The sequence below is a fragment of the Azospirillum griseum genome (assembly GCF_003966125.1).
Taxonomy (GTDB): domain Bacteria; phylum Pseudomonadota; class Alphaproteobacteria; order Azospirillales; family Azospirillaceae; genus Azospirillum; species Azospirillum griseum.
This window is the reverse complement of sequence record NZ_RXMA01000039.1, coordinates 1-21,440: the sequence shown is the minus strand read 5'-3', so window position 1 is coordinate 21,440 and position 21,440 is coordinate 1. Positions and strand designations below refer to the sequence as shown.

General features: G+C 71.3%; 20 protein-coding genes and 1 riboswitch. Of the genes, 18 read left to right on the top strand and 2 right to left on the bottom strand.

Annotation, left to right across the window (positions count from 1 at the left end; translation table 11 throughout):
* Positions 1 to 4 precede the first annotated feature (4 nt).
* The 12 genes from EJ903_RS23890 to cobJ all read left to right on the top strand — a co-directional run bounded on the left by EJ903_RS23890 (position 5) and on the right by cobJ (position 13,929).
* Positions 5 to 3,115 carry an efflux RND transporter permease subunit gene (locus EJ903_RS23890; protein ID WP_126620211.1) on the top strand — a complete coding sequence of 1,037 codons (3,111 nt, stop codon included), beginning with the start codon at positions 5 to 7 and terminating at the stop codon, positions 3,113 to 3,115.
* Positions 3,116 to 3,197: 82 nt separating this feature from the next.
* A complete protein-coding gene (locus tag EJ903_RS23885) occupies positions 3,198 to 3,752 on the top strand; it encodes an RNA polymerase sigma factor (protein ID WP_126620209.1) in 555 nt (184 codons plus the stop codon).
* Positions 3,749 to 4,177, top strand: a complete 429-nt coding sequence (locus EJ903_RS23880; RefSeq protein WP_126620207.1) for a hypothetical protein — start codon at positions 3,749 to 3,751, stop codon at positions 4,175 to 4,177. Before EJ903_RS23885 ends, EJ903_RS23880 begins: the two co-directional genes overlap by 4 nt.
* On the top strand, positions 4,174 to 4,662 hold the full coding sequence (locus EJ903_RS23875) for a periplasmic heavy metal sensor (protein WP_246015901.1): 489 nt from the start codon (positions 4,174 to 4,176) through the stop codon (positions 4,660 to 4,662). The genes EJ903_RS23880 and EJ903_RS23875 overlap by 4 nt, the downstream gene beginning before the upstream one ends.
* A gap of 45 nt (positions 4,663 to 4,707) precedes the next feature.
* A riboswitch (cobalamin riboswitch) is annotated at positions 4,708 to 4,936 on the top strand.
* 46 nt (positions 4,937 to 4,982) lie between these two features.
* Entirely contained in the window at positions 4,983 to 5,159 is a 177-nt protein-coding gene (locus EJ903_RS23870) for a CbtB domain-containing protein (RefSeq protein WP_126620205.1), read from the top strand.
* A gap of 9 nt (positions 5,160 to 5,168) precedes the next feature.
* A complete protein-coding gene (locus tag EJ903_RS23865) occupies positions 5,169 to 5,945 on the top strand; it encodes a CbtA family protein (RefSeq protein WP_126620203.1) in 777 nt (258 codons plus the stop codon).
* Positions 5,946 to 5,957: 12 nt separating this feature from the next.
* A complete protein-coding gene (cobW, locus tag EJ903_RS23860) occupies positions 5,958 to 7,007 on the top strand; it encodes a cobalamin biosynthesis protein CobW (protein WP_174237354.1) in 1,050 nt (349 codons plus the stop codon).
* A 24-nt stretch (positions 7,008 to 7,031) separates the two neighbouring features.
* Positions 7,032 to 10,430, top strand: a complete 3,399-nt coding sequence (gene cobN / locus EJ903_RS23855) for a cobaltochelatase subunit CobN (RefSeq protein ID WP_126620201.1) — start codon at positions 7,032 to 7,034, stop codon at positions 10,428 to 10,430.
* Positions 10,427 to 11,776 carry a precorrin-3B synthase gene (cobG, locus tag EJ903_RS27805; RefSeq protein ID WP_126620199.1) on the top strand — a complete coding sequence of 450 codons (1,350 nt, stop codon included), beginning with the start codon at positions 10,427 to 10,429 and terminating at the stop codon, positions 11,774 to 11,776. The genes cobN and cobG overlap by 4 nt, the downstream gene beginning before the upstream one ends.
* Complete coding sequence (locus EJ903_RS23845) at positions 11,769 to 12,407, top strand: precorrin-8X methylmutase (protein ID WP_246015899.1); 639 nt, start codon at positions 11,769 to 11,771, stop codon at positions 12,405 to 12,407. The genes cobG and EJ903_RS23845 overlap by 8 nt, the downstream gene beginning before the upstream one ends.
* Entirely contained in the window at positions 12,404 to 13,174 is a 771-nt protein-coding gene (locus EJ903_RS23840) for a precorrin-2 C(20)-methyltransferase (RefSeq protein ID WP_126620195.1), read from the top strand. Before EJ903_RS23845 ends, EJ903_RS23840 begins: the two co-directional genes overlap by 4 nt.
* The gene (gene cobJ / locus EJ903_RS23835; RefSeq protein ID WP_126620193.1) at positions 13,171 to 13,929 is read left to right on the top strand and encodes a precorrin-3B C(17)-methyltransferase; all 759 of its coding nucleotides are present in this window, start codon (positions 13,171 to 13,173) and stop codon (positions 13,927 to 13,929) included. The genes EJ903_RS23840 and cobJ overlap by 4 nt, the downstream gene beginning before the upstream one ends.
* 29 nt (positions 13,930 to 13,958) lie before the next feature.
* Here cobJ and EJ903_RS23830 read toward each other — a convergent pair whose 3' ends face one another.
* Positions 13,959 to 14,720 (bottom strand): cobalt-precorrin-6A reductase, encoded by a 762-nt coding sequence (locus tag EJ903_RS23830; RefSeq protein WP_126620191.1) that lies wholly within the window; start codon positions 14,718 to 14,720, stop codon positions 13,959 to 13,961.
* Positions 14,721 to 14,760: 40 nt separating this feature from the next.
* On the opposite strand from EJ903_RS23830, the gene cbiE reads away from it, so the two are divergent.
* The 3 genes from cbiE to cobM are packed head-to-tail and all read left to right on the top strand — an operon-like array spanning position 14,761 to position 17,185.
* Complete coding sequence (cbiE, locus tag EJ903_RS23825; RefSeq protein ID WP_126620189.1) at positions 14,761 to 16,014, top strand: precorrin-6y C5,15-methyltransferase (decarboxylating) subunit CbiE; 1,254 nt, start codon at positions 14,761 to 14,763, stop codon at positions 16,012 to 16,014.
* Entirely contained in the window at positions 16,011 to 16,427 is a 417-nt protein-coding gene (locus EJ903_RS23820; RefSeq protein ID WP_126620187.1) for a cobalamin biosynthesis protein, read from the top strand. The genes cbiE and EJ903_RS23820 overlap by 4 nt, the downstream gene beginning before the upstream one ends.
* Entirely contained in the window at positions 16,424 to 17,185 is a 762-nt protein-coding gene (gene cobM / locus EJ903_RS23815) for a precorrin-4 C(11)-methyltransferase (protein ID WP_126620185.1), read from the top strand. Before EJ903_RS23820 ends, cobM begins: the two co-directional genes overlap by 4 nt.
* A gap of 8 nt (positions 17,186 to 17,193) precedes the next feature.
* On the opposite strand, the gene EJ903_RS23810 is transcribed toward cobM, so the two are convergent.
* The gene (locus EJ903_RS23810) at positions 17,194 to 18,348 is read right to left on the bottom strand and encodes a cobalt-precorrin-5B (C(1))-methyltransferase (protein WP_126620183.1); all 1,155 of its coding nucleotides are present in this window, start codon (positions 18,346 to 18,348) and stop codon (positions 17,194 to 17,196) included.
* Here EJ903_RS23810 and cobA point away from each other — a divergent pair.
* Genes cobA through bluB form a run of 3 tightly spaced genes read left to right on the top strand, consistent with a single transcriptional unit; the run spans position 18,347 to position 21,203 of the window.
* Positions 18,347 to 19,189, top strand: a complete 843-nt coding sequence (cobA, locus tag EJ903_RS23805) for a uroporphyrinogen-III C-methyltransferase (RefSeq protein ID WP_126620181.1) — start codon at positions 18,347 to 18,349, stop codon at positions 19,187 to 19,189. The two genes, EJ903_RS23810 and cobA, sit on opposite strands and share 2 nt — an antisense overlap.
* Entirely contained in the window at positions 19,182 to 20,516 is a 1,335-nt protein-coding gene (locus EJ903_RS23800) for a cobyrinic acid a,c-diamide synthase CobB (protein WP_210211543.1), read from the top strand. The genes cobA and EJ903_RS23800 overlap by 8 nt, the downstream gene beginning before the upstream one ends.
* Before the next feature lie 3 nt (positions 20,517 to 20,519).
* Positions 20,520 to 21,203 carry a 5,6-dimethylbenzimidazole synthase gene (gene bluB / locus EJ903_RS23795; RefSeq protein WP_126620177.1) on the top strand — a complete coding sequence of 228 codons (684 nt, stop codon included), beginning with the start codon at positions 20,520 to 20,522 and terminating at the stop codon, positions 21,201 to 21,203.
* The last annotated feature ends 237 nt before the right edge of the window (positions 21,204 to 21,440 follow it).

Here is a 21,440-nt window from a genome sequence, read left to right as displayed (position 1 = left end):
GGCCATGGCGCTGTCCACCCCCTTCATCCACCGCCCGGTCGGCACCTCGCTGCTGATGATCGGATTGCTGCTGGTCGGTCTGGTCGCCTACCGCTTCCTGCCGGTGGCCCCGCTGCCACAGGTGGAGTTTCCCACCATCGTGGTCAGCGCCAGCCTGCCCGGGGCCAGCCCGGAAACCATGGCGGCGTCGGTCGCCACCCCGCTGGAACGGCGGCTGGCCCGCATCGCCGGGGTGTCGGAGCTGACCTCCAACAGCACGATGGGCAGCACCGCCGTCATCATTCAGTTCGACCTGAGCCGCGACATCGAATCCGCCTCCCGCGATGTGCAGGCGGCGATCAACGCGGCGGGCGGCGACCTGCCCGCCGACCTGCCCAACCCGCCGCGCCTGCGCCGGATGAACCCGTCCGACGCGCCGATCATGGTGCTGGCCGTCACCTCCGCCAGCCTGCCGCCGGGGGAGGTGTTTTCGCTGGCCGAAACCGTCATCGGCCAACGGCTGAGCCAGATCCAGGGCGTCAGCCAAGTCACCATCAGCGGGGCAGAGAAAACCGCCGTGCGCGTGCGTGCCAACGCCGCCGCCGCCGCGTCGATGGGCATCAGCCTGGACACCATCCGCAGCGCCATCGCCGGGGCCAACGCCAACGGCCCCAAGGGCAGTTTCGACGGGGTGGCGGAAAGCTGGACCATCGGGGCGAGTGACCAGCTGTTCGGGGCCGACGCCTACCGCAACCTGATCGTCACCGAAAAGAACGGGGCCACCATCCGCCTGGGCGATGTGGCCGAGGTGATCGAGGCCCCGGAAAACAGCCGGACCGCCGCGTGGTACGGCAACCAGCGCGCCGTTCTGGTCAATGTGATGAAGCAGACCGGATCGAACGTGGTGGAGACGGTGGACGCCATCCGCGCCGAACTGCCGGTGTTGGCCGGGTGGTTGCCGTCCAGCGTGCAGATCGCCATCCGCAGCGACCGCACCCCGATGATCCGCGCGTCGGTGGCCGATGTGCAAAAGACCCTGGCCGTCACCGTGGCCATGGTGGTGATGGTGATGGCGCTGTTCCTGCGGCGGCTGTGGGCCACCGTCATTCCGGCGACCGCCGTGCCGCTGTCGCTGGCCGGAACCTTTGCCGCGATGTGGGCCATCGGCTACAGCCTAGACAATTTCTCCCTGATGGCGCTGACCATTTCGGTCGGCTTTGTGGTGGACGACGCCATCGTCGTGATCGAAAACATCGTCCGCCGTCTGGAGGCGGGCGAGGATCCATTGACCGCCGCGATCAAGGGCGCGCGGCAGGTTGCCTTCACCGTGGTGTCGATCAGCCTGTCGTTGGTCGCCGTCTTCATCCCCATCCTGTTCATGGGCGGGATCATGGGGCGGTTGTTCCGGGAATTCGCGGTGACGCTGTCGGTCGCCATCCTGGTGTCCGCCGTGGTGTCGCTGACGCTGACGCCGATGATGTGCGCCCATCTGCTGAACGCGGAGGCCGACCGCAAGCCGCCGGGCCGCCTTGCCCGCGCGCTGGATTGGCTGGGCGACCGTCTGTTCGGCCTCTACGCCGACGGCTTGACCTGGGTGTTGGAGCATCAGCGCAGCATGCTGGTACTGACGGTGGCGGTGGCCGGAGTCAGCGTCTGGCTGTATGGGCAGGTGCCCAAGGGCTTCGTGCCGCAGCAGGACACCGGTATGCTGATCGGCTTTTCCGATCCGCCGCCCGACGTGTCGTTCCAGGCGATGCTTGCCCGCCAGCGCGCCTTGCAGGAGGCGTTGACCGGCGATCCCGCCATCGAGAGCGTCGGGGCGTCGATTGGCGGCGGTGGGCCGGGCGGGGCCTTTTCCGGCAGCGTCTTCATCACCCTGAAACCCCGGTCCCAGCGCGAAGAGCTGTCCGTTCTGCTGCCGCGCCTGCGCCAGCGCGCCGCCCGCGTGCCGGGGGTGCAACTGTTCCTGACCCCGGTGCAGGACATCCGCATCGGCGGGCGGCAGGGCCGCAGCCAGTATGTCTATTCCATGCAAGCGACCGACATCACCGCGCTGAATCTGTGGGCACCCCGGCTGGTGGAAAAGATGCGCACCCTGCCGGAGCTGATCGACGTCGCCAACGACCGCCAGAATGGCGGGGTTCAGGCCAATGTGGTGGTGGACCGCGACGCCGCGTCACGCCTGGGCGTGTCGTTGAGCGCGCTGGAATCCACCCTCTACAACGCCTTCGGCCAGCGTCAGGTTTCCACCATGTATCTGGCGCAGAACCAGCACAAGGTCGTGCTGGAGGTCGATCCCAAGGACGCGCTGGGGCCGGACGCGCTCAAGACCATCATGGTTCCGGGCCGCGCCGGTCTGGTTCCGCTCGCCACCGTCGCCAGCGTCGTCATCGGCAACCAGGCGTCCTCCGTCCAGCACCAGAGCGGCTTTCCGGTCGCCAACCTCACCTTTGACCTCGCCCCCGACGTGTCGCTGTCGCAGGCCACCGCCGTCATCGCGCGGGCGGCGGAGGACATCGGCATGCCCGCCAGCATCCGCGCCGGGTTCCAGGGGACCGCAAGGGCCTTCGAGCAATCGCAATCCAGCCAACCGTTCCTGATTTTGGCGGCGTTGCTGACCATCTACGGTGTGTTGGGGATTCTGTACGAAAGCCTGATCCACCCCCTGACCATCCTCGCCACCCTGCCATCCGCCGGGCTGGGGGCGCTGATCGCGCTGATCCTGGCGGGGTACGATCTGTCGATCGTGGCGATGATCGGCCTGATCCTGCTGATCGGCATCGTGAAGAAGAACGCCATCATGATGATCGACTTCGCGCTGGAGGCCGAACGCGAACGCGGCCTGCCGCCGTTCGAGGCGATCCGCGAGGCGGCACTCGTCCGTTTCCGCCCGATCATGATGACGACCATGGCCGCCCTGCTGGGCGCGGTCCCGTTGGCCTTCGATTACGGGACCGGCGGCGAATTGCGCCGCCCGCTGGGCGTGGCGATCATGGGCGGGCTGCTGGTCAGCCAGATGCTGACGCTCTACACCACGCCGGTCCTCTATTTGACCCTGGAAAAGCTGGCCCTGCGCCGCAAACGCGGTCGCCACACGCTGGCCGCCCCACCCGCAGCCTCCACCCCGGCGGAATGACCAAAGGAGAGCGCAAACGAACAGGTGCGTTTCCTGGCCGCTTGCCGTACCCCTGCCGCAGACGACGGCGGACGGCGCAGCGATGACCGGGACGGAGGACAGCGACGAGGCGCTGATGGCGCGGGTGGCGGGCGGTGACGCCGCCGCCTTCGATCGGCTGGCCGCGCGCCACCTGCGCCGCGCGGTGACGCTGGCCCAACGCCTGACCGGCAACCCGGCCGACGCCGACGACATCGCGCAGGAGGCGTTCTTGCGGGTGTGGCGGCACGCGGCGCGCTGGGACGGTTCGCGCGCCGCCTTCACCACCTGGTTGCACAGGATTGTCGTCAACCTCGCCATCGACCGGGGCCGCCGCCCCGGTTGGTCGCCGTTGGACGCCGCCGACACCATCGCCGACAGCGGGCCGGACGCGCTCGACCGCATCGCCGAACGGCAGGAGGCCGACCGTCTGGCCCGCGCGCTGGACGCGCTGCCCGACCGCCAGCGGGCCGCCGTGGTGCTGTTTCATCAGGATGGCCTGAGCCAGCGGCAGGCCGCCGATGTTCTGGGGGTGCGCGAAAGCGCCTTTGCCTCGCTGCTGGCCCGCGCGCGGGTCGCGCTGAAAACGGCGCTGAACGCCGGGAGGGAGCCATCATGACCGAGAGCCAGTTCCTCCGCCATCTGGCCGAGTTCGGGGCCGACCCGACGCGCTGGCCGCCGGAATTGCGGGCCGGGGCCGAGACGGCACTCGCCACCGACCCGACGCTGCGCGCCGCCCAACAGCGCGAAGCGGCGTTCGACCGCCGTCTGACCGGTGCGCCGCCGGACATTGACGACGCCCGCCTTGCCCGCCTGCTGGCGCGGGTGGGGCAGGCCGCCCGCGCCACCCCGCAAGAGACGCTGATGGTGCTGCTGCTGGGGCGGATGCCGCGCTGGACGGCGGCCGCGCTATGCATGGCGCTGCTGACGCTGGGCTGGCAGGCCGGGCACCGCCTGACCGCGCCAACCAATCAGCCGCGCGGGGCCGAGGTCGCGCTGTTGAGCGACGATGTGACCACGCTGTTCGATGGAGACACCCGATGACGCCACCGGTGATGAAGGGGCTGGCCACCCTGCGTCCGCTGACCGGATCGCTGACCGGCTCCCTCCGGGGCCTGCGCGCCTTGGCCCTGCTGTCGGTGGCGCTGAACCTGTTCCTGGGGGCGATGCTGCTGGGCTGGTGGCACCGTCCGGGACCGCCGCCCTACCGCCCGATGCCCGACCGCTTCGTCGAGCGGATCGCGTCCGACCTGTCGGACGGCGACGCTGCCCGCCTGCGCGCCGCCTTCGAACCGCTGCGCCCGCGCTTCCAGACCTTGAGCGAGGAGTACCGCGTCGCCGGGCAGGCCGTGCGCGGCCTGCTGGAGCGCCCCGATTTCGACGCCGCCGCCGTTCGCGCCGCCGCCGAGGCCGCCCGCGCCAAGCGTCGCCAGATCAGCGAATTGACCGAGGAAACCGTTTTCGCCGTTCTGCCCGACCTGTCGCCCGCCGGTCGGATGCGGCTGGTCGGTTCCGGCCGGGGCTTCTGAAAACCGCCGCCGCGCATCCGCGCTTGCAAATGGGGTTGCTGGCTGCGATGGTGGTGGTCCGACGGTGCCGGGTGACGCCGCCTTTGGTGTTGCCTGGATAATAGGGAATGCGGTTCGGGAGCCGGTTTGCGCCGTTTCCCCATGCCGTGGCTGCCCCCGCAACTGTGTGCGGCGAGTTCCTCTTCCTGATGCCACTGGTCGAACGACCGGGAAGGCGGAAGACACGGAGCGACGACCCGCGAGCCAGGAAACCTGCCGTCGGACGCGCGCAACGATTCCAACCCCGCCGGGTGTGGCGGGACACAAGGAAAACCGAAGCCATGACCATCCGTTCGCTCCGCTCGACCGCAGCGACCACCAGCCGCACCGCCGCCGCCGCCTTTGCCGCGATGCTGTTCGGCAGCTTCATTCTGTACGGTGTCGGTTTCGCGCAGCCGCAGCAGATCCACGACGCGGCCCACGACGCCCGTCACTCCTTCGCGTTCCCCTGCCACTAAGCCAGGGGCATGGATCTGATACGGCGGCTGTTTTCAGCCGCCTTGGTTGCGGGCGTGCTCTCCGGCACGGCCGTTTCCGTCGTTCAGCAGGCGACAACCGTCCCGCTGATTCTGGAAGCCGAAAAATACGAGGTGACGGTTCCCCCGGCTCCATCGCCGACCGCAGCGCCTGTTGCGTCCACCCTTGCCCCCACCGCGACGGGGCATGAGCATCATGGGCACGCAACACCCGAACGCAGCTTGGGCGAGGGGGTTCCCGCGACCACCGAAGAGGCGTTGAACCGCCTGCTGACCACCATCGCGGCCAACCTGCTGACCGGTGTCGGCTATGGCCTGCTGCTGGCCGGGGTGATGCTGCTGATGGGCGACCGGGTGGATGCGCGCCGGGGCCTGCTGTGGGGGGCTGGCGGTTTCATCGCGTTCGCGCTCGCCCCCGCCTATGGCCTGCCGCCGGAACTGCCCGGCATGGGCGGGGCGGATCTCGAAGCCCGTCAGCTCTGGTGGTTCGCGGCGGCGGCCTGCTCGGCAGGCGGTTTGCTGGCGCTGGCCTTCGCGCGGGTTCCTGCCCTTGTGGCCGCCGGGGTGGCGGCGATCCTTCTCCCCCACCTGATCGGTGCGCCGCACCCGGAAACCCCGGCGGGCGCGGTCCCGCCTGAACTGGCGGCGCGTTTCGTCACCGCCTCCCTGGGCAGCGCCGCGCTGTTCTGGGCCGTTCTGGGATCGGCCTGTGGCTTCATGATGAGTCGGTTTGTCGCCGCTGACGATTTCCGCGACGCTTTCGAATAAAGGCAAACGCCCATGTCCGTTCAAGGCAAGACGGTGGCCGGCAAGACGCCCGCCACCGTCATCACCGGCTTTCTCGGGGCCGGCAAGACCACGCTGATCCGGGGCCTGTTGGAGCGCGCTGACGGCCGTCGTCTGGCCCTCATCATCAACGAGTTCGGCGACGTCGGCATTGACGGCGACATTCTGCGCGCCTGCGGCAACCCGACCTGCACCGACGACGACGTGATCGAGCTGGCCAACGGTTGCCTGTGCTGCACTGTGGCCGATGATTTCGTTCCGGCGATCGAAAAGCTGTTGGCCCGCCCGAACCCGCCCGAACACATCGTCATCGAAACCAGCGGCCTGGCCCTGCCCAAGCCGCTGGTCCAGGCCTTCCACTGGCCCGCGATCAAAAGCCGGGTGACGGTGGACGGCGTGGTGGCGGTGGTGGACGCGGCGGCGGCGGCCGAGGGCCGTTTCGCCCCCGATCCCGCCCAACTGGCCGCCCAGCGCGAGGCGTCGGGAACCGTCGATCACGAAACCCCGGTCGAAGAGGTGTTCGAGGATCAGTTGCTCTGCGCCGATCTGATCGTCGTCAACAAGACCGATCTGGTCGGGACCGGGGATCTGGCCCGGGTGGAGGATCTGATCCGCGAGGCCCTGAACCGCGACGCCAAGCTGATCCGCGCCGCCCATGGCGCGGTCGATCCGCTGGTGCTGCTGGGGGTCGGCGCGGCGGTGGAGGACGACCTCGCCAACCGCCCCAGCCACCACGACGAGGAGGAAGGGCACGACCACGACGATTTCACCAGCTTCGTGGTGGAACTGCCCGCCCAGCCCGACCCGGAGGCGCTGGCGAAGGGGCTGGCCGACGTCGCCGCCCTGCACGGCGTGTTGCGGATGAAGGGCTTCATCGACGTGCCGGGCAAGCCGATGCGGCTGCTGGTTCAGGCGGTCGGCGTGCGGGTGCAGACCCATTATGACCGGCTGTGGAAGCCGGGCGAGGAGCGCCGCAGCCGTCTGGTGGTGATCGGCGAAACCGGGCTGGACCACGACGCCGTCCGCCGCGCCATCGCGGGCTGACGCCACGGATCCGGGCGCACCGCCATGCATCTGCTCGCCGCCCGTCAGGACGACCTCGACGCCGGACCCCAGGCCGAAGATCTGGGGCAGACTCCGGCGACGCTGGTCATGCTGTCCTTTTCCGACAGCGATCTGACCGCGCTCGCCACCGCGTGGCGGGCCGGGCGGGCGCGGTTGCCGTCGCTGCGGCTGGTCAACCTGAACCGGTTGGGTCATCCGTTGTCGGTCGATCTCTACGTCGATGCGGTGATCGCCAAGGCCGGGATGGTGGTGCTGCGCCTGCTGGGCGGAACCGGCTATTGGCGCTATGGCCTCGACCGGGTGGCGGAGGTTTGCCGCGACCGGGGGATTCCGCTGGCCGTTCTGCCGGGGGAGGCGGTTCCCGACCCCAACCTCAGCGGCTTCGGCACCGTGTCGGCGGAGGAGTCGCAACGGCTCTGGCGCTTCTTCACCGAAGGCGGGCCGGACAACATTGGCCATCTGCTGGCCTGCGCGGCCACGCTGGCCGGTCATCCCACCCCCTGGCGCGATCCGGTTCCGGTCCCGCGCTTTGGCCTGTATGACGGCTGGCGCGGGGCGGTGGCGGCGGACGCACCGGTGGTGGCCGTCACCTTCTACCGCTCCCACCTGCTGGCCGGGGATCTGGAGCCGGTGGGGGCGCTGTGCGACGCGCTGGCCGCGCGCGGCCTGGCCCCGTTGCCGCTCTTCGTCGCCAGCCTGAAGGAACCCGACGGTGCCGCCTGGGTGCGGGCGACGCTGACCCACCGCAACGCGGCGGTTGTGGTCAACACCACCGGCTTTTCCGCCGCGCAGGCCGATGGATCGCCGTTGGAGGCCAACGGCACGCCGGTGCTGCAAGCCATTCTGCCGACCACGCCGGAAAGCGGTTGGCGGGCGTCGGCGCGCGGGTTGGGGCCGTCCGATCTGGCGATGAACGTGGTGTTGCCGGAGATGGACGGGCGGATCATCACCCGCGCCATCGCCTTCAAGACCGTTGGCGACCCTGACCCCGATCTGCAATTCGCCGTTCCATCGCTGCGCCCGCTGCCCGACCGGGTGGAGGCGGTCGCCGATCTCGCCGCCGCCTGGGTGCGGTTGGGGCGGACGCCGCGCGCGCAACGCCGGGTGGCGCTGGTCCTGTCGGACTATCCCGGCCCCGGCGGCGGCATCGGCCACGCCGTGGGGTTGGACAGCCCGGCCAGTGTTGTGGCCCTGCTTCAGCGCTTGCGCGCCGAGGGCTACACCCTGCGCGACACGCCCGCCGATGGCGCGGCCCTGATGGCCGACCTGACCGGCCCCACCCGCCCGATCCTGTCGCTCGACGCCTACGAAGCCCTGGTTCCGGCGGCGGTGCGCGCGCGCATCAGCGCGGAATGGGGGCCGCCATCGGCCGATCCGGCGCTGTCGGAGGGCGCGTTCCACGCCCGCGCCCGCCTGTGCGGTCACGCCGTGGTGGCGGTGCAGCCCAGCCGGGGCCATGGGCCGCTGACCACCGCCCAGCACCACGACCCCGACACCCCGCCCAGCCATGGCTATGTCGCCTTTCACGCGTGGCTGCGCCATGCCGTCGGTGTCCACGCCCTGGTCCAGATCGGCGCGCATGGCACGTTGGAATGGTTGCCGGGGAAGGCGGTGGCGCTGTCGGCGGACTGCTGGCCGGAGATCGTCGGCGGGGCGCTGCCGGTGCTCTACCCCTTCATCGTCAACAACCCCGGCGAGGGGGTGCAAGCCCGCCGCCGTCTGGGCGCGGTGCTGATCGGCCACCTCACCCCGCCACCGGTCGAGGCCGGGCTGCACGGCGACCTGGCCGAGCTGGAAACCGCCATCGACGAGTATTCCCAGGCCACCGGGCTGGATCCGCGCCGGTTGGGGATGCTGCGGGAGCGGATCCTGGAGTTGGCCTGGTCCTCCGGTCTGGCGGCGGATTGCAACCTGCGCGCTGACGACGACCCCGACGCCATCCTCAGCCGCCTGGACGCCCATCTGTGCGACATCAAGGAGATGCAGATCCGCGATGGGCTGCACGTCTTTGGCCGCAGCCCGGACGGGGAGCGGCGCGACCGTCTGACCGCCGCCGTCGCCCGCGATCAGCGCGATCCGGCGACCACCGCCGCCGCCATCGACGCCTGCGGTGACGCCGAAATGACTGCCCTGCTGGCCGGGCTGGATGGCCGGTTCGTTCGCCCCGGCCCCGGCGGCTCCCCGGCGCGCGGGCGGGCGGATACGCTGCCGACCGGGCGGAATCTCTACGCGCTCGACCCGCGCGGGGTGCCGACGCCCACCGCCTGGACGCTGGGCTGGCAGGCCGCCGACGCGCTGCTGACCCGCCATTTGCAGGATCACGGCGATTGGCCCCGGCGGCTGGTCGTCGATTGCTGGGGAACCCCGGCGATGCGCACCGGCGGCGACGAGCTGGCGCAGGCCCTGGCCCTGCTGGGGGTGCGCCCGCTGTGGGAAAACGGCTCGGGCCGCGTCACCGGGTACGAGATCATGCCCACCGGCGTGCTGGGCCGCCCGCGCGTCGATGTGACGTTGCGGATCTCCGGCCTGTTCCGCGACGTCTTTCCCCAACAGATCGCCCTGTTCGATCAGGCGGCGCGCGCCGTCGCCGGACTGACGGAGGAGGAGGACGCGGTCAACCCGCTGGCCGCGACCGCGCGGGCCGAAACCGCCGCCCTGATCGCCGAGGGGCTGGCGGACGACGACGCCCGCCGCCGCGCCACCGCGCGCGTGTTCGGGGCCGCCCCCGGCGTCTATGGGACCGCGCTGTCGGGCATGGTCGCGCGCGGCGATTGGACGACGCGGGCCGATTTCGGTCTGGCCTATCTCGATGGCGGGTGCCACGCTTATGGCGCGGGTCTTGACGGGGTGACGTTGCCCGCCCAGTTCCGCCGCCGCGTTGGCGGGGCCGACGCGCTGGTGCATCACCAGGACCAGCGCGAGCACGACGTGCTGTCCACCGACGGTTTCATGCAGTTCGAGGGCGGGTTCGCCGCCGCCGCCGCGCTGGACCGGGCCGAACCCGCCCTGTACCACCTCGACAGCAGCGACCCGGCGACGCTGGCCGTGCGCACCTTGGCCGAGGAGATCGCGCGGACCCTGCACGGGCGCGCGGCCAACCCGCGCTGGATCGCCGGGATGATGCGGCACGGCTATCGCGGCGCGGCGGAACTGGCGGCCAGCGTGGACAGCCTGTTCGCCTTCGCCGCCACCACCGACGCGGTGCGCCCGGCCCATTTCGACCTGCTGTTCGACGCCTATGTCGAGGATTCCGCCGTGTGGGACTTTTTGACCCATGCCAACCCGGCGGCCTCCCGGCACATTCTCGCCCGGATGAGCGAGGCGCTCGACCGTGGCCTGTGGCACCCCCGCCGCAACTCCACGGCGGAGGATCTGCGCCTGCGCCGGGAGAACGCCGCATGACCGCCACCGAAACCCTGCCCCAGCCGGTCGTCTCGCCCGGGGCCGCCCGCAACCAGCCGCGTCGGCGCGGCACCTGCCCCGGCGTGCTCGCCCCGATGGCGGTGGGCGACGGCGTGCTGTTGCGCGTGCGCGTTCCCGCCGGATGTCTGCCCGCCGAGCACGCCCGCCGCATCGCCGATCTGGGCCACGCCTATGGCAACGGGCTGATCGACCTGAGCCATCGCGGCAATCTGCAACTGCGCGGCCTGTCGGTGGACACGCTCGCCCCGGTGACGGACGCCCTGCGCGCTCTGGGCTATGTCGGCCGCGACGCGGCGAGTGAAGCGGTGCGCAACGTGCTGTGCGCCCCCGCCGCCGGGCTGGATTCCGGCGCGGTGATGGATGTGGGCGGGATCGCGCGGGCGCTGGACGCCCGGCTGGCCGATGATGCGGCGCTGCACGCCCTGCCGCCCAAATTCGGTTGGCTGGTCTGCGGCGGCGGGCTGGCCCATCTGGCCGACAGCCGAACCGATGTGCGGTTTGACGCGGTGGACGGGGCGTGGTTGCGCGTCTCGCTCGGCGGAACCCGTGCCAGCGCCACGCCGCTGGGCCTGTGCCCGGCCGGTGCGGTGCCGGACGTTGCCGCCGCGCTGGGGCGTGCCTTTCTGGCGTTGCGGGCGACCCTGCCCGACCCGCCGCGCCGCATGGCCACCTTGGTCGCCGCGCTTGGCCCCGGCCCGTTCGCCGCCCGCCTCTCTCCCCTGCTGTCCCCTCTCCCCGCCGGGGAGGGTGTCGGGGAGAGGGGGAGCGCCCCCCATCTGATGCGGAGTTTCGGCGGACCCGTTCCCGGTCTTGCCAACGCCCTGACCGTCGCCTTTCCCTTCGGTCGCCTCACCGCCACCGCGCTGGCGGCCTTGGCCGATGCGGCGGCCGGGATCCGGCTCACCCCCTGGCGGGCGCTGCTGCTGGTCGATCCGACGGCGGACGCCGGAGAGATTGCGGCGCGTCACGGCGGCATTCTGCGCCACGACGACCGGCGCTTGAAGCTGACGGCGTGCAGCGGTGTCACCGGTTGCGACGTTGGGACCACCGACACCCACGCCCTGGCGCTCGCCATCGCCGACCGCGCTGGCCCCTTGCTGGACCGGGTGGCGATGGTGCATGTCTCCGGCTGCGCCAAGGGCTGCGCCCATCCGGGCGTGGCCGACGTGACGCTGACCGCGCATGATGGCCTGTACGATGTCGCGCTGCGCGCCCGCCCCGGCCTGGGTTTGCCGGACGCGGGGGTGGGGCGCGCCAACCTGTCACCCGACGACGCGCTGGCGTGCGTCGTCGGTTTGTCTGCTGAGGAGTTGTCCGGTGTCTGAGCCGCTCTACGACTACATTCGCGACGGAGCGGCCATTTACCGCCAGTCCTTCGCCACCATCCGGGCGGAGGCCGACCTGTCGGGCCTGCCCGACGATCTGAAGCCGGTGGCGGTGCGCGTCATCCACGCCTGCGGCATGGTGGACGCGGCCAAGGACCTGATGTTTTCCGCCGACGTCGGCATCGCCGCGCGCCGCGCGCTGCGCGCGGGGGCCGCGATCCTGTGCGACAGCGAAATGGTGGCGCACGGCGTGACCCGCGCCCGGCTGCCCGCCGACAACCCGGTGATCTGCACCCTGCGCGACCCGTCGGTTCCTGCATTGGCCGGGCGCATTGGCAACACGCGGTCCGCCGCCGCGCTCGACCTGTGGGGGGATCGGTTGGACGGCGCGGTGGTCGCCATCGGCAACGCGCCAACCGCGCTGTTTTATCTGCTGGAGCGGATCGCGGCGGGCGGGCCGAAACCGGCGGCGGTGCTGGGCTTCCCCGTCGGCTTCGTCGGGGCGATCGAAAGCAAGGACGCGCTGGCCGCCAACCCGTTCGGCCTGCCCTATCTGGCGATCCGGGGGCGGCGCGGCGGCAGCGCCATGGCCGCCGCCGCCGTCAACGCCCTGGCGAGCGACGTGGAATGACCGGCGATCCGCTCACCACCCCCACCCCGGACCTTGGTCGGCTCTACGGCGTCGGCGTCGGCCCCGGCGATCCCGACCTGATGACGCTGAAGGCGGTCAAGCGCATCGCCGCCTGTCCGGTCGTCGCCTATTTCTGCAAGCGCGGCACGCGCGGCCACGCCCGCCGCATCGCCGACGCGGTGGTGACGGCGGAGCATGTCGAGGTGCCGATGGTCTACCCGGTGACGGTGGAACTGCCGCCCGATCACCCGGATTATGGCCGCCAGATCGAAGCCTTTTTCGACGAGTCCGCCGAACGGCTGGCCGTCCATCTCGCCGCCGGTCGGTCGGTGGCGGTGCTGAACGAGGGGGATCCGTTCTTCTACGGCTCCTTCATGCATCTGTTCCTGCGGCTCTCCACCCGCTTCCCGACAGAGGTCGTTCCCGGCGTGACCAGCATGGTGGCCAGCGCCTCCCTGTTGCCGCGCCCGCTGATGCTGCGCGACGACGTGCTGTCGGTCATCCCCGGCACGCTGGACGAGGAATCGTTGCTGCGCGCCATCACCGGGGCGCAGGCCAGCGTGGTGATGAAGCTGGGCAGCAACCTGCCCAAGGTCCGCCGCGCCATCGCCGCCGCCGGGCTGACCGACCGGGCGTGGTACGTCGAACGGGCCAGCATGGTCGAACAACGGGTGATGCCGCTGGCCGAGGCCCCGGACAGCGCGCCCTATTTCTCGCAAATCGTCATCCCCGGCGACGGGCGGCGGGCCGAAGGGGTGTATGAATGACCGGCTGGCTGACCATCGTCGGGCTGGGGCCGGGGCCGGAGGAGTGGTTGACGCCGCAGGCCCGGCGCGATCTGGCCGAGGCCACCGATCTGGTGGGGTATTTCCCCTATGTGGACCGGGTTCCGCCGGGGCCGCAGGTGCGCCACGCGTCGGACAACCGGGTGGAGCTGGACCGCGCCCGCTTCGCGCTCGATCTGGCCGCGCAGGGCCGCAAGGTGGCGGTGGTGTCGGGTGGTGATCCCGGCGTGTTCGCCATGGCGGCGGCGGTGTTCGAGGCGTTGGACGATCCCGACGCCCCCCCGGCGTGGCGCACGTTGGACCTGCGCGTCGATCCCGGCGTGTCGGCGATGCAGGCGGCGGCGGCGCGGGCCGGTGCGCCACTGGGGCATGATTTCTGCGCCATCTCGCTGTCGGACAATCTGAAGCCGTGGGATGTGGTGCTGAAGCGCCTGCGTCTGGCGGCGGAGGCGGATTTCGTCATCGCCCTCTACAACCCGATCTCGCGCGCCCGGCCCTGGCAGTTGGGGGCCGCCTTCGACGCGCTGCGCGCCATCCGCAGCCCCGACACCCCGGTGGTGCTGGGCCGCGCCGTGGGCCGGGAGGATGAGGTCATGACCATCACCAGCCTGGGCGCGGTGCAGGCCGAACAGGCGGACATGAAGACGCTGGTCATCATCGGCGCGTCGCACACCCGCCTTGTCCCCCGCCCCAACGGCCAGCCCTGGGTCTACACCCCACGCCATTACCGGGGGTGAGCGGGATGCCCCGTCGTGTCAAATCCCGCTCAGCCTCCGGCCAACCCCTCCAGCCACGCCAGCGCCGCGTCCAGATCGGGAAGGCCCGGCACGCCATGGCCGGGCGGGCGGTCCACCATCACCACCGGCAGGGCCAACCGCCGCGCGGCCTCCAGCTTGGCGTCGGTGGCGCTGCCGCCGCTGTTCTTGCTGACGATGACGGCAACGCTGTGGGCGCGCATCAGGGCGGTTTCGGCCTCCACCGTGAAGGGGCCGCGCTCCAGGATCAGGCGGGCGCGGGGCAAGGCGGGCATCGGCTCGGGCGGATCGACGGCGCGGATCAGATAGCGGTGGTCGGGGGCGGCGAGGAAGGCCGCGACCTCCTGCCGACCGATGGTCAGGAAAACGCAGCCGTCGTTCAACGGATCGGGCCAATCCCGCACCGCCGCCGCCGCCGCCGCCATGTCGGGGACGATGATCCAGCGGTCGCCGGGACCGGCCTGCCACGCCGGGCGGCTGAACAGGCGCAGCGGTACGCCGGTCCGCGCGCAGGCCGCCGCCGCGTTGGCGGAGATTTGATCGGCAAAGGGGTGGGTGGCGTCGATCACCGCGCCGACCTTGTGCTCGACCAGATAGGCCGCCAACCCATCGGCCCCGCCGAATCCGCCGATCCGCGTCGGCAGGGGCGGCAACACCGGGTTTTTGGTGCGCCCGGCGAGCGACACGGTGGCGTTCACCGTCGCGTGTCCGGCCAAGCGCCGGGCCAGCGCCGTCGCCTGGGTGGTCCCGCCAAGGATCAAAGCGTTCAACACGTCACGTCACCATCGTTGGATCGCCGCAGGATGCGCCGCCATGGATAGCACACTCCCGGACCGCCCGCCGCCGTCGCGCTGGTTGTCCGTCGTCGGCATCGGCGAAGACGGCTGGGACGGCTTGTCGCCCGCCGCCCGCGCCGTGATCGAACGCGCCGCTTGCGTCTATGGCGGGGCGCGGCATCTTGCCTTTCTACCGGTCGTTCCGGGGCAGGAACGGGTGGTGTGGCCGTCGCCCCTGACCGACGCCCTGCCCGGCCTGTTGGCCCGGCGCGGGCAGCCGGTCTGCGTGGTGGCGAGCGGCGATCCGCTGTGGTACGGCGTCGGGGCCACGTTGGCGCGGGTCGTTCCGGCCCACGAGATGATGGTGCTGCCCGCCCCCTCGGCCTACAGCCTCGCCTGCGCCCGGCTGGGCTGGCCGGTGCAGGACACGCGCTGCCTCACCCTGCATGGCCGCCCGTTGGAGCTGGTCATTCCGCATCTGCAACCGAATGCGCGGCTGTTGATTCTGTCCTGGGACGGAACGACCCCGGCCAAGCTGGCCGCGCTGCTGCGCGCTCGTGGCTTCGGCGCGTCCCGCCTGACCGCGCTGGAGGCGATGGGCGGCCCGCGCGAGGCCCAACGCAGCGCCAGCGCCGACGCGTGGGACCAAGAGGCCGAGGCGCTGGGGCCGGTGGCCGACCTCAACACGCTGGCGGTGGACTGCGTCGCCGGTCCGGACGCCCGAATCCACCCGCTCGCCCCCGGCCTGCCGGACGCCTGGTTCGATCACGACGGGCAGATCACCAAGCGGGAGGTCCGCGCCGTCACCCTGTCGTTGCTGGCCCCCCGGCGCGGCGAAACCCTGTGGGATGTCGGGGCCGGGTCCGGCTCCATCGGCATCGAATGGATGCTGACCGACCCGGCCAACCGCGCCTTCGCGGTGGAATCGCACCCTGACCGTCAGGCCCGCATCCTCGCCAACGCCGCCGTGCTCGGCGTGCCGGGGCTGGAACTGGTGCGGGGCCGGGCACCGGCGGCGCTGGACGGGTTGGCGGCCCCCGATGCGGTCTTCATCGGCGGCGGCGTCAGCAACGACGGCGTGCTCGATTCCTGCTGGTCGGCGTTGAAACCCGGCGGACGGCTGGTCGCCAACGCGGTGACGCTGGAAGGGGAAGCGGTGCTCTACGACGCCCAACGCCAGTTGGGTGGGGAACTGACCCAGATCAGCGTCAGCCGAGCCGTGCCGGTCGGCGGCTTCCGGGGCTGGAAGCCCTTCATGCCGGTGACGCTGTGGCGGGCGGACAAGCCATGATCGCCGCCGGTGTGGGTTGCCGCAAGGGCTGCGACGGGGCGGAGATCGCCGGGCTGCTGACCGCCGCCTTTGACGAGGCGGCCTTGACCGCCGCCCAGCGCGCCGCCGTCCGTCTGGCGGTTCCCGCGATCAAGCGCGACGAGCCGGGCGTGGCCGACGCCGCCCGCCGCCTGGATCTGCCCGTCACCGTGATCGACGCGGCATCGCTCGCCGCCGCGCAGGACCGCACCGTCACCCGCTCCGCCACCGTGGCGGCGGCGGTCGGGCTGGCCAGCGTGGCCGAAGCGGCGGCGCTGGCCGCCGTCGGGCCATCTGGCCGTCTGCTGCTGCCCCGCCGCTCCACCCCCCGCGCCACCGTCGCGCTCGCCACCGACGCCCTTGCCGCCCTTGCCCTTTCGGAGTCCACGCCATGACCGTTCATTTCATTGGGGCCGGGCCGGGCGCGCCCGATCTGTTGACGCTGCGCGGGCGCGACCTGATCGCCGCCTGCCCGGTCTGCCTGTATGCCGGGTCGCTGGTTCCGGCGGAGATCATCGCCCACGCCCCCAAGGACGCCCGCATCGTCGACACCGCGCCGCTGACGCTGGAGGAGATCGTCGCCGAGTTCCAGGCCGCCCACGCGGCGGGGTTGGACGTCGCCCGGCTGCATTCGGGCGACCTGTCGATCTACAGCGCCCTGGGGGAGCAGACCCGCGCCCTGCGCGAGTTGGGCATCCCCTACACCATCACCCCCGGCGTTCCGGCCTTTGCCGCCGCGTCCGCCGCGCTGGGCCGTGAATTGACCCTGCCGGAGGTCAGCCAGACCCTGATCCTGACGCGGACGGAGGGGCGCGCCTCGGCCATGCCCGCCAACGAAACGTTGGAGGTGCTGGGCGCGTCGGGGGCAACCCTGGCGATCCATCTGTCGATCCACGCGCTGGACCGGGTGGTGGAGCGGTTGACCCCGCTCTATGGCGCGGACTGCCCGGCGGCGGTGGTCTACCGCGCCAGTTGGCCGGACGAACGCGTCGTGCGCGGCGCGCTGTCGGAACTGGTCGCGCGGGTGGCCGAAGCGCCGATGGAGCGCACCGCGCTGATCCTGGTCGGCCCGGCGCTGGCGATGGAGGATTTCCGGTGCAGCGCCCTCTACGACGGCAGCCACGTCCGCCGTTACCGGGGGTTGGGCGCGTGAGCCTGTCCTCACCAGCCGGGGGCACCCCCGACGATGGTTCCCTGGCGGTCGGTGATCAGCACCTCGACCGCCACCGGCGCCCCGTCCAGCGTGGCGAGCGCGGTGGCGCGGGCGAGGGTGGCCACATGGTCGGCCAGCGGGATCCCAGCCTCCTGCGCCAGCCCCAGCACCTGGGCGGCGGTGTTGGCGCTGCGGGTCTGCGCGATCAGATCGGGGGCCGCCCCCAACAGGGCCAATTGATCGGCCAGCCAATCCAGATCGACGCTGCTCCGTTTGGAATGCAGATCCAGCAGCCCGCGCGCCAGCTTGCCGAATTTGGCGAAGCCGCCGCACAGGCTCAGCCGCGCGATCGGTTGCCGGCGCAGATGCTTGAGCGTGCCGCCCGCAAAGTCGCCCATGTCGATCAGCGCCTGCTCGCACAAGCCGTAACGCGCCGTCACCGCCTGTTCGGATCGGTTGCCGGTGCAGGCGGCGACATGGGTCAGGCCCGCCGCGCGGGCCACGTCGATGCCGCGCTGGATCGACGCGATCCAGGCCGCGCAGGAATAGGGCACGACGATGCCGGTGGTCCCCAGGATCGACAGGCCACCGACGATGCCCAGCCGCCCGTTCATCGTGCGTTTGGCCAGCACCGCGCCGTTTTCCACCCCGACCTCCACCACCAGATCGGCGGGTTGCCCGGCCTGATTTGCCGCCTCTTGCACGGCCTGGGCGATCATGGCGCGCGGGACCGGGTTGATCGCCGGTTCACCGACCGCCAGCGGCAGGCCGGGCAGCGTCACCGTGCCGACGCCGTCGCCCGCGCGGAAGGTCACGCCCGATCCCGCCGGGCCGCACCAGACCCGCGCGCGGATCAGGGCACCGTGCGTGACGTCCGGGTCGTCGCCCGCGTCCTTGACGATGCCCGCCGCCGCCCATGGCCCGGTCGCCGCGTCCATTCCCCGATCTGTCCATGCCAGCGCGAAGGCCGGTTGCTGCCCGCCCGGCAGCGTCACCGTCACCGGATCGGGGAAATCGCCGCCGAACAGCGCTTCGGTCGCCGCCCGCGCGGCGGCGGTGGCGCAGGTTCCCGTCGTCCAGCCGCGCCGCAAAGGTGTATCGTTGGCGTCAACTTTGCCCGCGTCCACACCCGTTTCCACGCTTGAGTCCAGGTCGTCGTCCATGCCCGCCACGTCATCCATTTCCGGGTCGCCGTTCGATGCGTCGCTGCCCGAATCCCTGCTGGTTCCCTTTGCCCCCGGCAGCGTCTGGTTGGCCGGGGCCGGTCCCGGCGACCCCGGTCTGCTGACCCTGCTGGCGCTGCAAGGTCTACGGCAAGCCGACGTCATCGTCCACGACGCGCTCGTGGGTGAACGGATCATGGCGCTCGCCGCGCCCACGGCAAGGCTGGAGTTCGCCGGAAAACGCGGCGGACGCCCGTCGGCCCATCAGGACGACATCACCAACCGCCTGATCGAGCTGGCGCGCGAGGGCCACCGGGTTCTGCGGCTGAAGGGCGGCGACCCCTTCGTCTTCGGGCGCGGGGGGGAGGAGGCGCAGGCGCTGGCCGAGGCGGGCATTCCCTTCCGCGTCGTGCCGGGGGTGACGGCGGGGGTGGCCGGTCCCGCCTATGCCGGGATTCCGGCCACACACCGCAGCGCCAACCAGGCGGTCATTCTGGCGACCGGTCATTCGCTGGGCGGCGGGCCGAATTGGCGGGCGTTGGCCGCCACCGGTTCGCCCCTGATCCTCTATATGGCGTGGAAGGGCCTGCCCGACATCGTCGCGGAACTGATGGCCGGTGGCCTGCCCGCCGACACGCCGGTCGCCGTGGTGACGAAGGCGACGACGCCGGACCAGCAAACCTTGGTCAGCAGCCTGGGGACCTGCGTCGCCGACCTCGCCGCCAGCGACCTCGACCCGCCCGCCATCGTCGTGGTGGGGGAGGTGGTGCGCCTGCGCCCGCAACTGGATTGGCTGCCCTATCACGAGGTGCCTGGTCATGAGGATCCCACCCATGGCTGACGGCCTGATCGTCGCCGCCCCGGCCTCAGGAACCGGCAAGACCACGCTGACGCTCGGCCTGCTGGTGGCACTGCGCGCGCGCGGCCTGCGGGTGGGCGCGCTGAAGGCCGGGCCGGACTACATCGACCCCGCCTTTCACCAGGCGGCGACCGGGCGGCCGAGCGTCAACCTCGACAGTTGGGCGATGGGGCCGGATTTGCTGGACGGGCTGGCCGCCCGCGCCGCCGACGGGGCCGACCTGCTGGTGTGCGAGGCGCTGATGGGGCTGTTCGACGGGGTGGCGGCGGCTGGGGCGACCGGCGACGGCTCCACCGCCGATCTGGCCGCCCGCACCGGCTGGCCGGTGCTGCTGGTGGTCAACGCCAAGGGGCAATCGCAATCCGCCGCCGCGCTGGTCAAGGGCTTCGCCAGCTACCGCGATGATGTGCGGATCGGTGGCGTCGTTCTGAACAACGTCGGCAGCCCGCGCCACACCGCGCTGGCGGGCAATGCGATCGAAGCGTTGGGCATTCCCCTGCTGGGTGCCCTGCCCCGCAGCCCCGGCGTGGCGCTGCCCGAACGTCATCTCGGGCTGGTGCAGGCGGGGGAAACCGACGATCTGGCGGAGCGCTTGGCCGGGCTGGGCCGTTTCGTCGCCGCGCATGTCGATGTGGACCGGGTGGCCGCGCTCGCCACGCCGTCGCGCGCCGGGCGGGGCAGCGACGCCCCGGCCATGCCGCCCTTGGGCCAACGGATCGCCATCGCCCGCGACGCCGCCTTCACCTTTGTTTACCCCCATCTGATCGCCGGGTGGTGGGCCAGCGGGGCGGAGCTGGCGTTCTTCTCTCCCCTGGCTGACGAGCCGCCGCCCGCCGACTGCGACGCCGTCTATCTGCCCGGCGGCTATCCCGAACTGCACGCCGCCCGCCTGTCCGCCGCCGCCCGTTTCCGCGCCGGTCTGGTCGCGGCGGCGCAGAGCAAGCCGATCTATGGCGAATGCGGCGGTTACATGGCGATGGGCGAGACTCTGGAGGATGCCGACGGAACCGTCCACCCGATGGCCGGGCTGCTGGGGGTGCGGACCAGCTTTGCCAAGCGCAAGCTGCATCTGGGTTATCGCCGCGCCACCCTGCTGGCCGATGGGCCGCTGGGACCGGCGGGGACGCTGTTGATGGGGCATGAGTTCCATTACGCCTCCACCCTGTCGCGCGGCGACGACGCGCCGCTGGTGTCGGCCCGTGCCGCCGATGGCGGCGATCTGGGCGATCTGGGTGGGCGGCGCGGTCTGGCGATGGGATCCTTTTTCCATCTGATCGCCCGCGCGCCGACCACCGACGCGGGGCGCTGACCAATGGACGACGCCTTCACGCTGGCCGAGCGCGAGGCGCTCTACAAGGCGATCTTCAGCCGCCGCGACGTGCGCGGGCAGTTCACGCCCGATCCGGTCCCCGATGACGTTCTGGGCCGCATCCTGCGCGCCGCCCACCACGCCCCCTCGGTCGGCTTCATGCAGCCGTGGAATTTCCTGCTCGTCACCGATCCGGCGGTGAAGGAGCGCATCCACGCCGATTTCGCCACCGCCAACGCCGAAGCCGCCGACCGCTTCGACGGCGACCGCCGTGTCCTGTACAGCCGGTTGAAGCTGGAGGGGATTCGCGAGGCCCCGGTCAACCTGCTCGTCACCTGCGACCGCGAGCGCTGCGGCCCGGTGGTGCTGGGCCGCACCCACATGCCGACGATGGACCTCTACAGCTGCGTCTGCGCCGTGCAAAATCTCTGGTTGGCGGCGCGGGCGGAGGGGGTGGGAGTCGGCTGGGTCAGCATCCTGCACGAGTCGGCGCTGAAAGCCATTCTGGGGGTCCCGGATCGCATCGTGCCCATCGCCTATCTCTGCCTGGGCTATGTCAGCCATTTCGAAACCACCCCGGATTTGGAGCGGCAGGGCTGGCGTCAGCGCGTGGCGTTGGAGGAACTGGTGTACCGCGACCGCTGGGGCGACTCCGATCCCGTTTTCGGCGCGCCATCCCCCGACTGACCAAAAGAAAAGGGCCGCAGAAGCCTGCGGCCCTTGAAAGTCTAGGGAGGAAACGCCCCGAGAATGGGCAGGCGCAGAATATGCTGCGGCGCACCAGAACTGGTATTACCATTGCTGAATGGTAGACATGCGCCAGTCGCATGTTGCTCCTAGGGCCTGTTGACATTCAGCGTGTTGCCAAGACGGTAGCGACGAGGTTGATGGCAGCGGCGAAGCTTGTGTCTGTTTTGTCGTATC

Coding starts and splice junctions, on each gene's coding strand:
- EJ903_RS23800 (WP_210211543.1), top strand. CDS start 19,182: ATGGCTGACGGCCTGATCGTCGCCGCCCCGGCCTCAGGAACCGGCAAG.
- EJ903_RS23810 (WP_126620183.1), bottom strand. CDS start 18,348: ATGGACGACGACCTGGACTCAAGCGTGGAAACGGGTGTGGACGCGGGC.
- EJ903_RS23890 (WP_126620211.1), top strand. CDS start 5: ATGGCGCTGTCCACCCCCTTCATCCACCGCCCGGTCGGCACCTCGCTG.
- cobJ (WP_126620193.1), top strand. CDS start 13,171: ATGACCGGCTGGCTGACCATCGTCGGGCTGGGGCCGGGGCCGGAGGAG.
- EJ903_RS23880 (WP_126620207.1), top strand. CDS start 3,749: ATGACCGAGAGCCAGTTCCTCCGCCATCTGGCCGAGTTCGGGGCCGAC.
- EJ903_RS23875 (WP_246015901.1), top strand. CDS start 4,174: ATGACGCCACCGGTGATGAAGGGGCTGGCCACCCTGCGTCCGCTGACC.
- cobA (WP_126620181.1), top strand. CDS start 18,347: ATGCCCGCCACGTCATCCATTTCCGGGTCGCCGTTCGATGCGTCGCTG.
- cobN (WP_126620201.1), top strand. CDS start 7,032: ATGCATCTGCTCGCCGCCCGTCAGGACGACCTCGACGCCGGACCCCAG.
- EJ903_RS23885 (WP_126620209.1), top strand. CDS start 3,198: ATGACCGGGACGGAGGACAGCGACGAGGCGCTGATGGCGCGGGTGGCG.
- EJ903_RS23820 (WP_126620187.1), top strand. CDS start 16,011: ATGATCGCCGCCGGTGTGGGTTGCCGCAAGGGCTGCGACGGGGCGGAG.
- EJ903_RS23870 (WP_126620205.1), top strand. CDS start 4,983: ATGACCATCCGTTCGCTCCGCTCGACCGCAGCGACCACCAGCCGCACC.
- cobW (WP_174237354.1), top strand. CDS start 5,958: ATGTCCGTTCAAGGCAAGACGGTGGCCGGCAAGACGCCCGCCACCGTC.
- cobM (WP_126620185.1), top strand. CDS start 16,424: ATGACCGTTCATTTCATTGGGGCCGGGCCGGGCGCGCCCGATCTGTTG.
- EJ903_RS23865 (WP_126620203.1), top strand. CDS start 5,169: ATGGATCTGATACGGCGGCTGTTTTCAGCCGCCTTGGTTGCGGGCGTG.
- cbiE (WP_126620189.1), top strand. CDS start 14,761: ATGGATAGCACACTCCCGGACCGCCCGCCGCCGTCGCGCTGGTTGTCC.
- bluB (WP_126620177.1), top strand. CDS start 20,520: ATGGACGACGCCTTCACGCTGGCCGAGCGCGAGGCGCTCTACAAGGCG.
- EJ903_RS23840 (WP_126620195.1), top strand. CDS start 12,404: ATGACCGGCGATCCGCTCACCACCCCCACCCCGGACCTTGGTCGGCTC.
- cobG (WP_126620199.1), top strand. CDS start 10,427: ATGACCGCCACCGAAACCCTGCCCCAGCCGGTCGTCTCGCCCGGGGCC.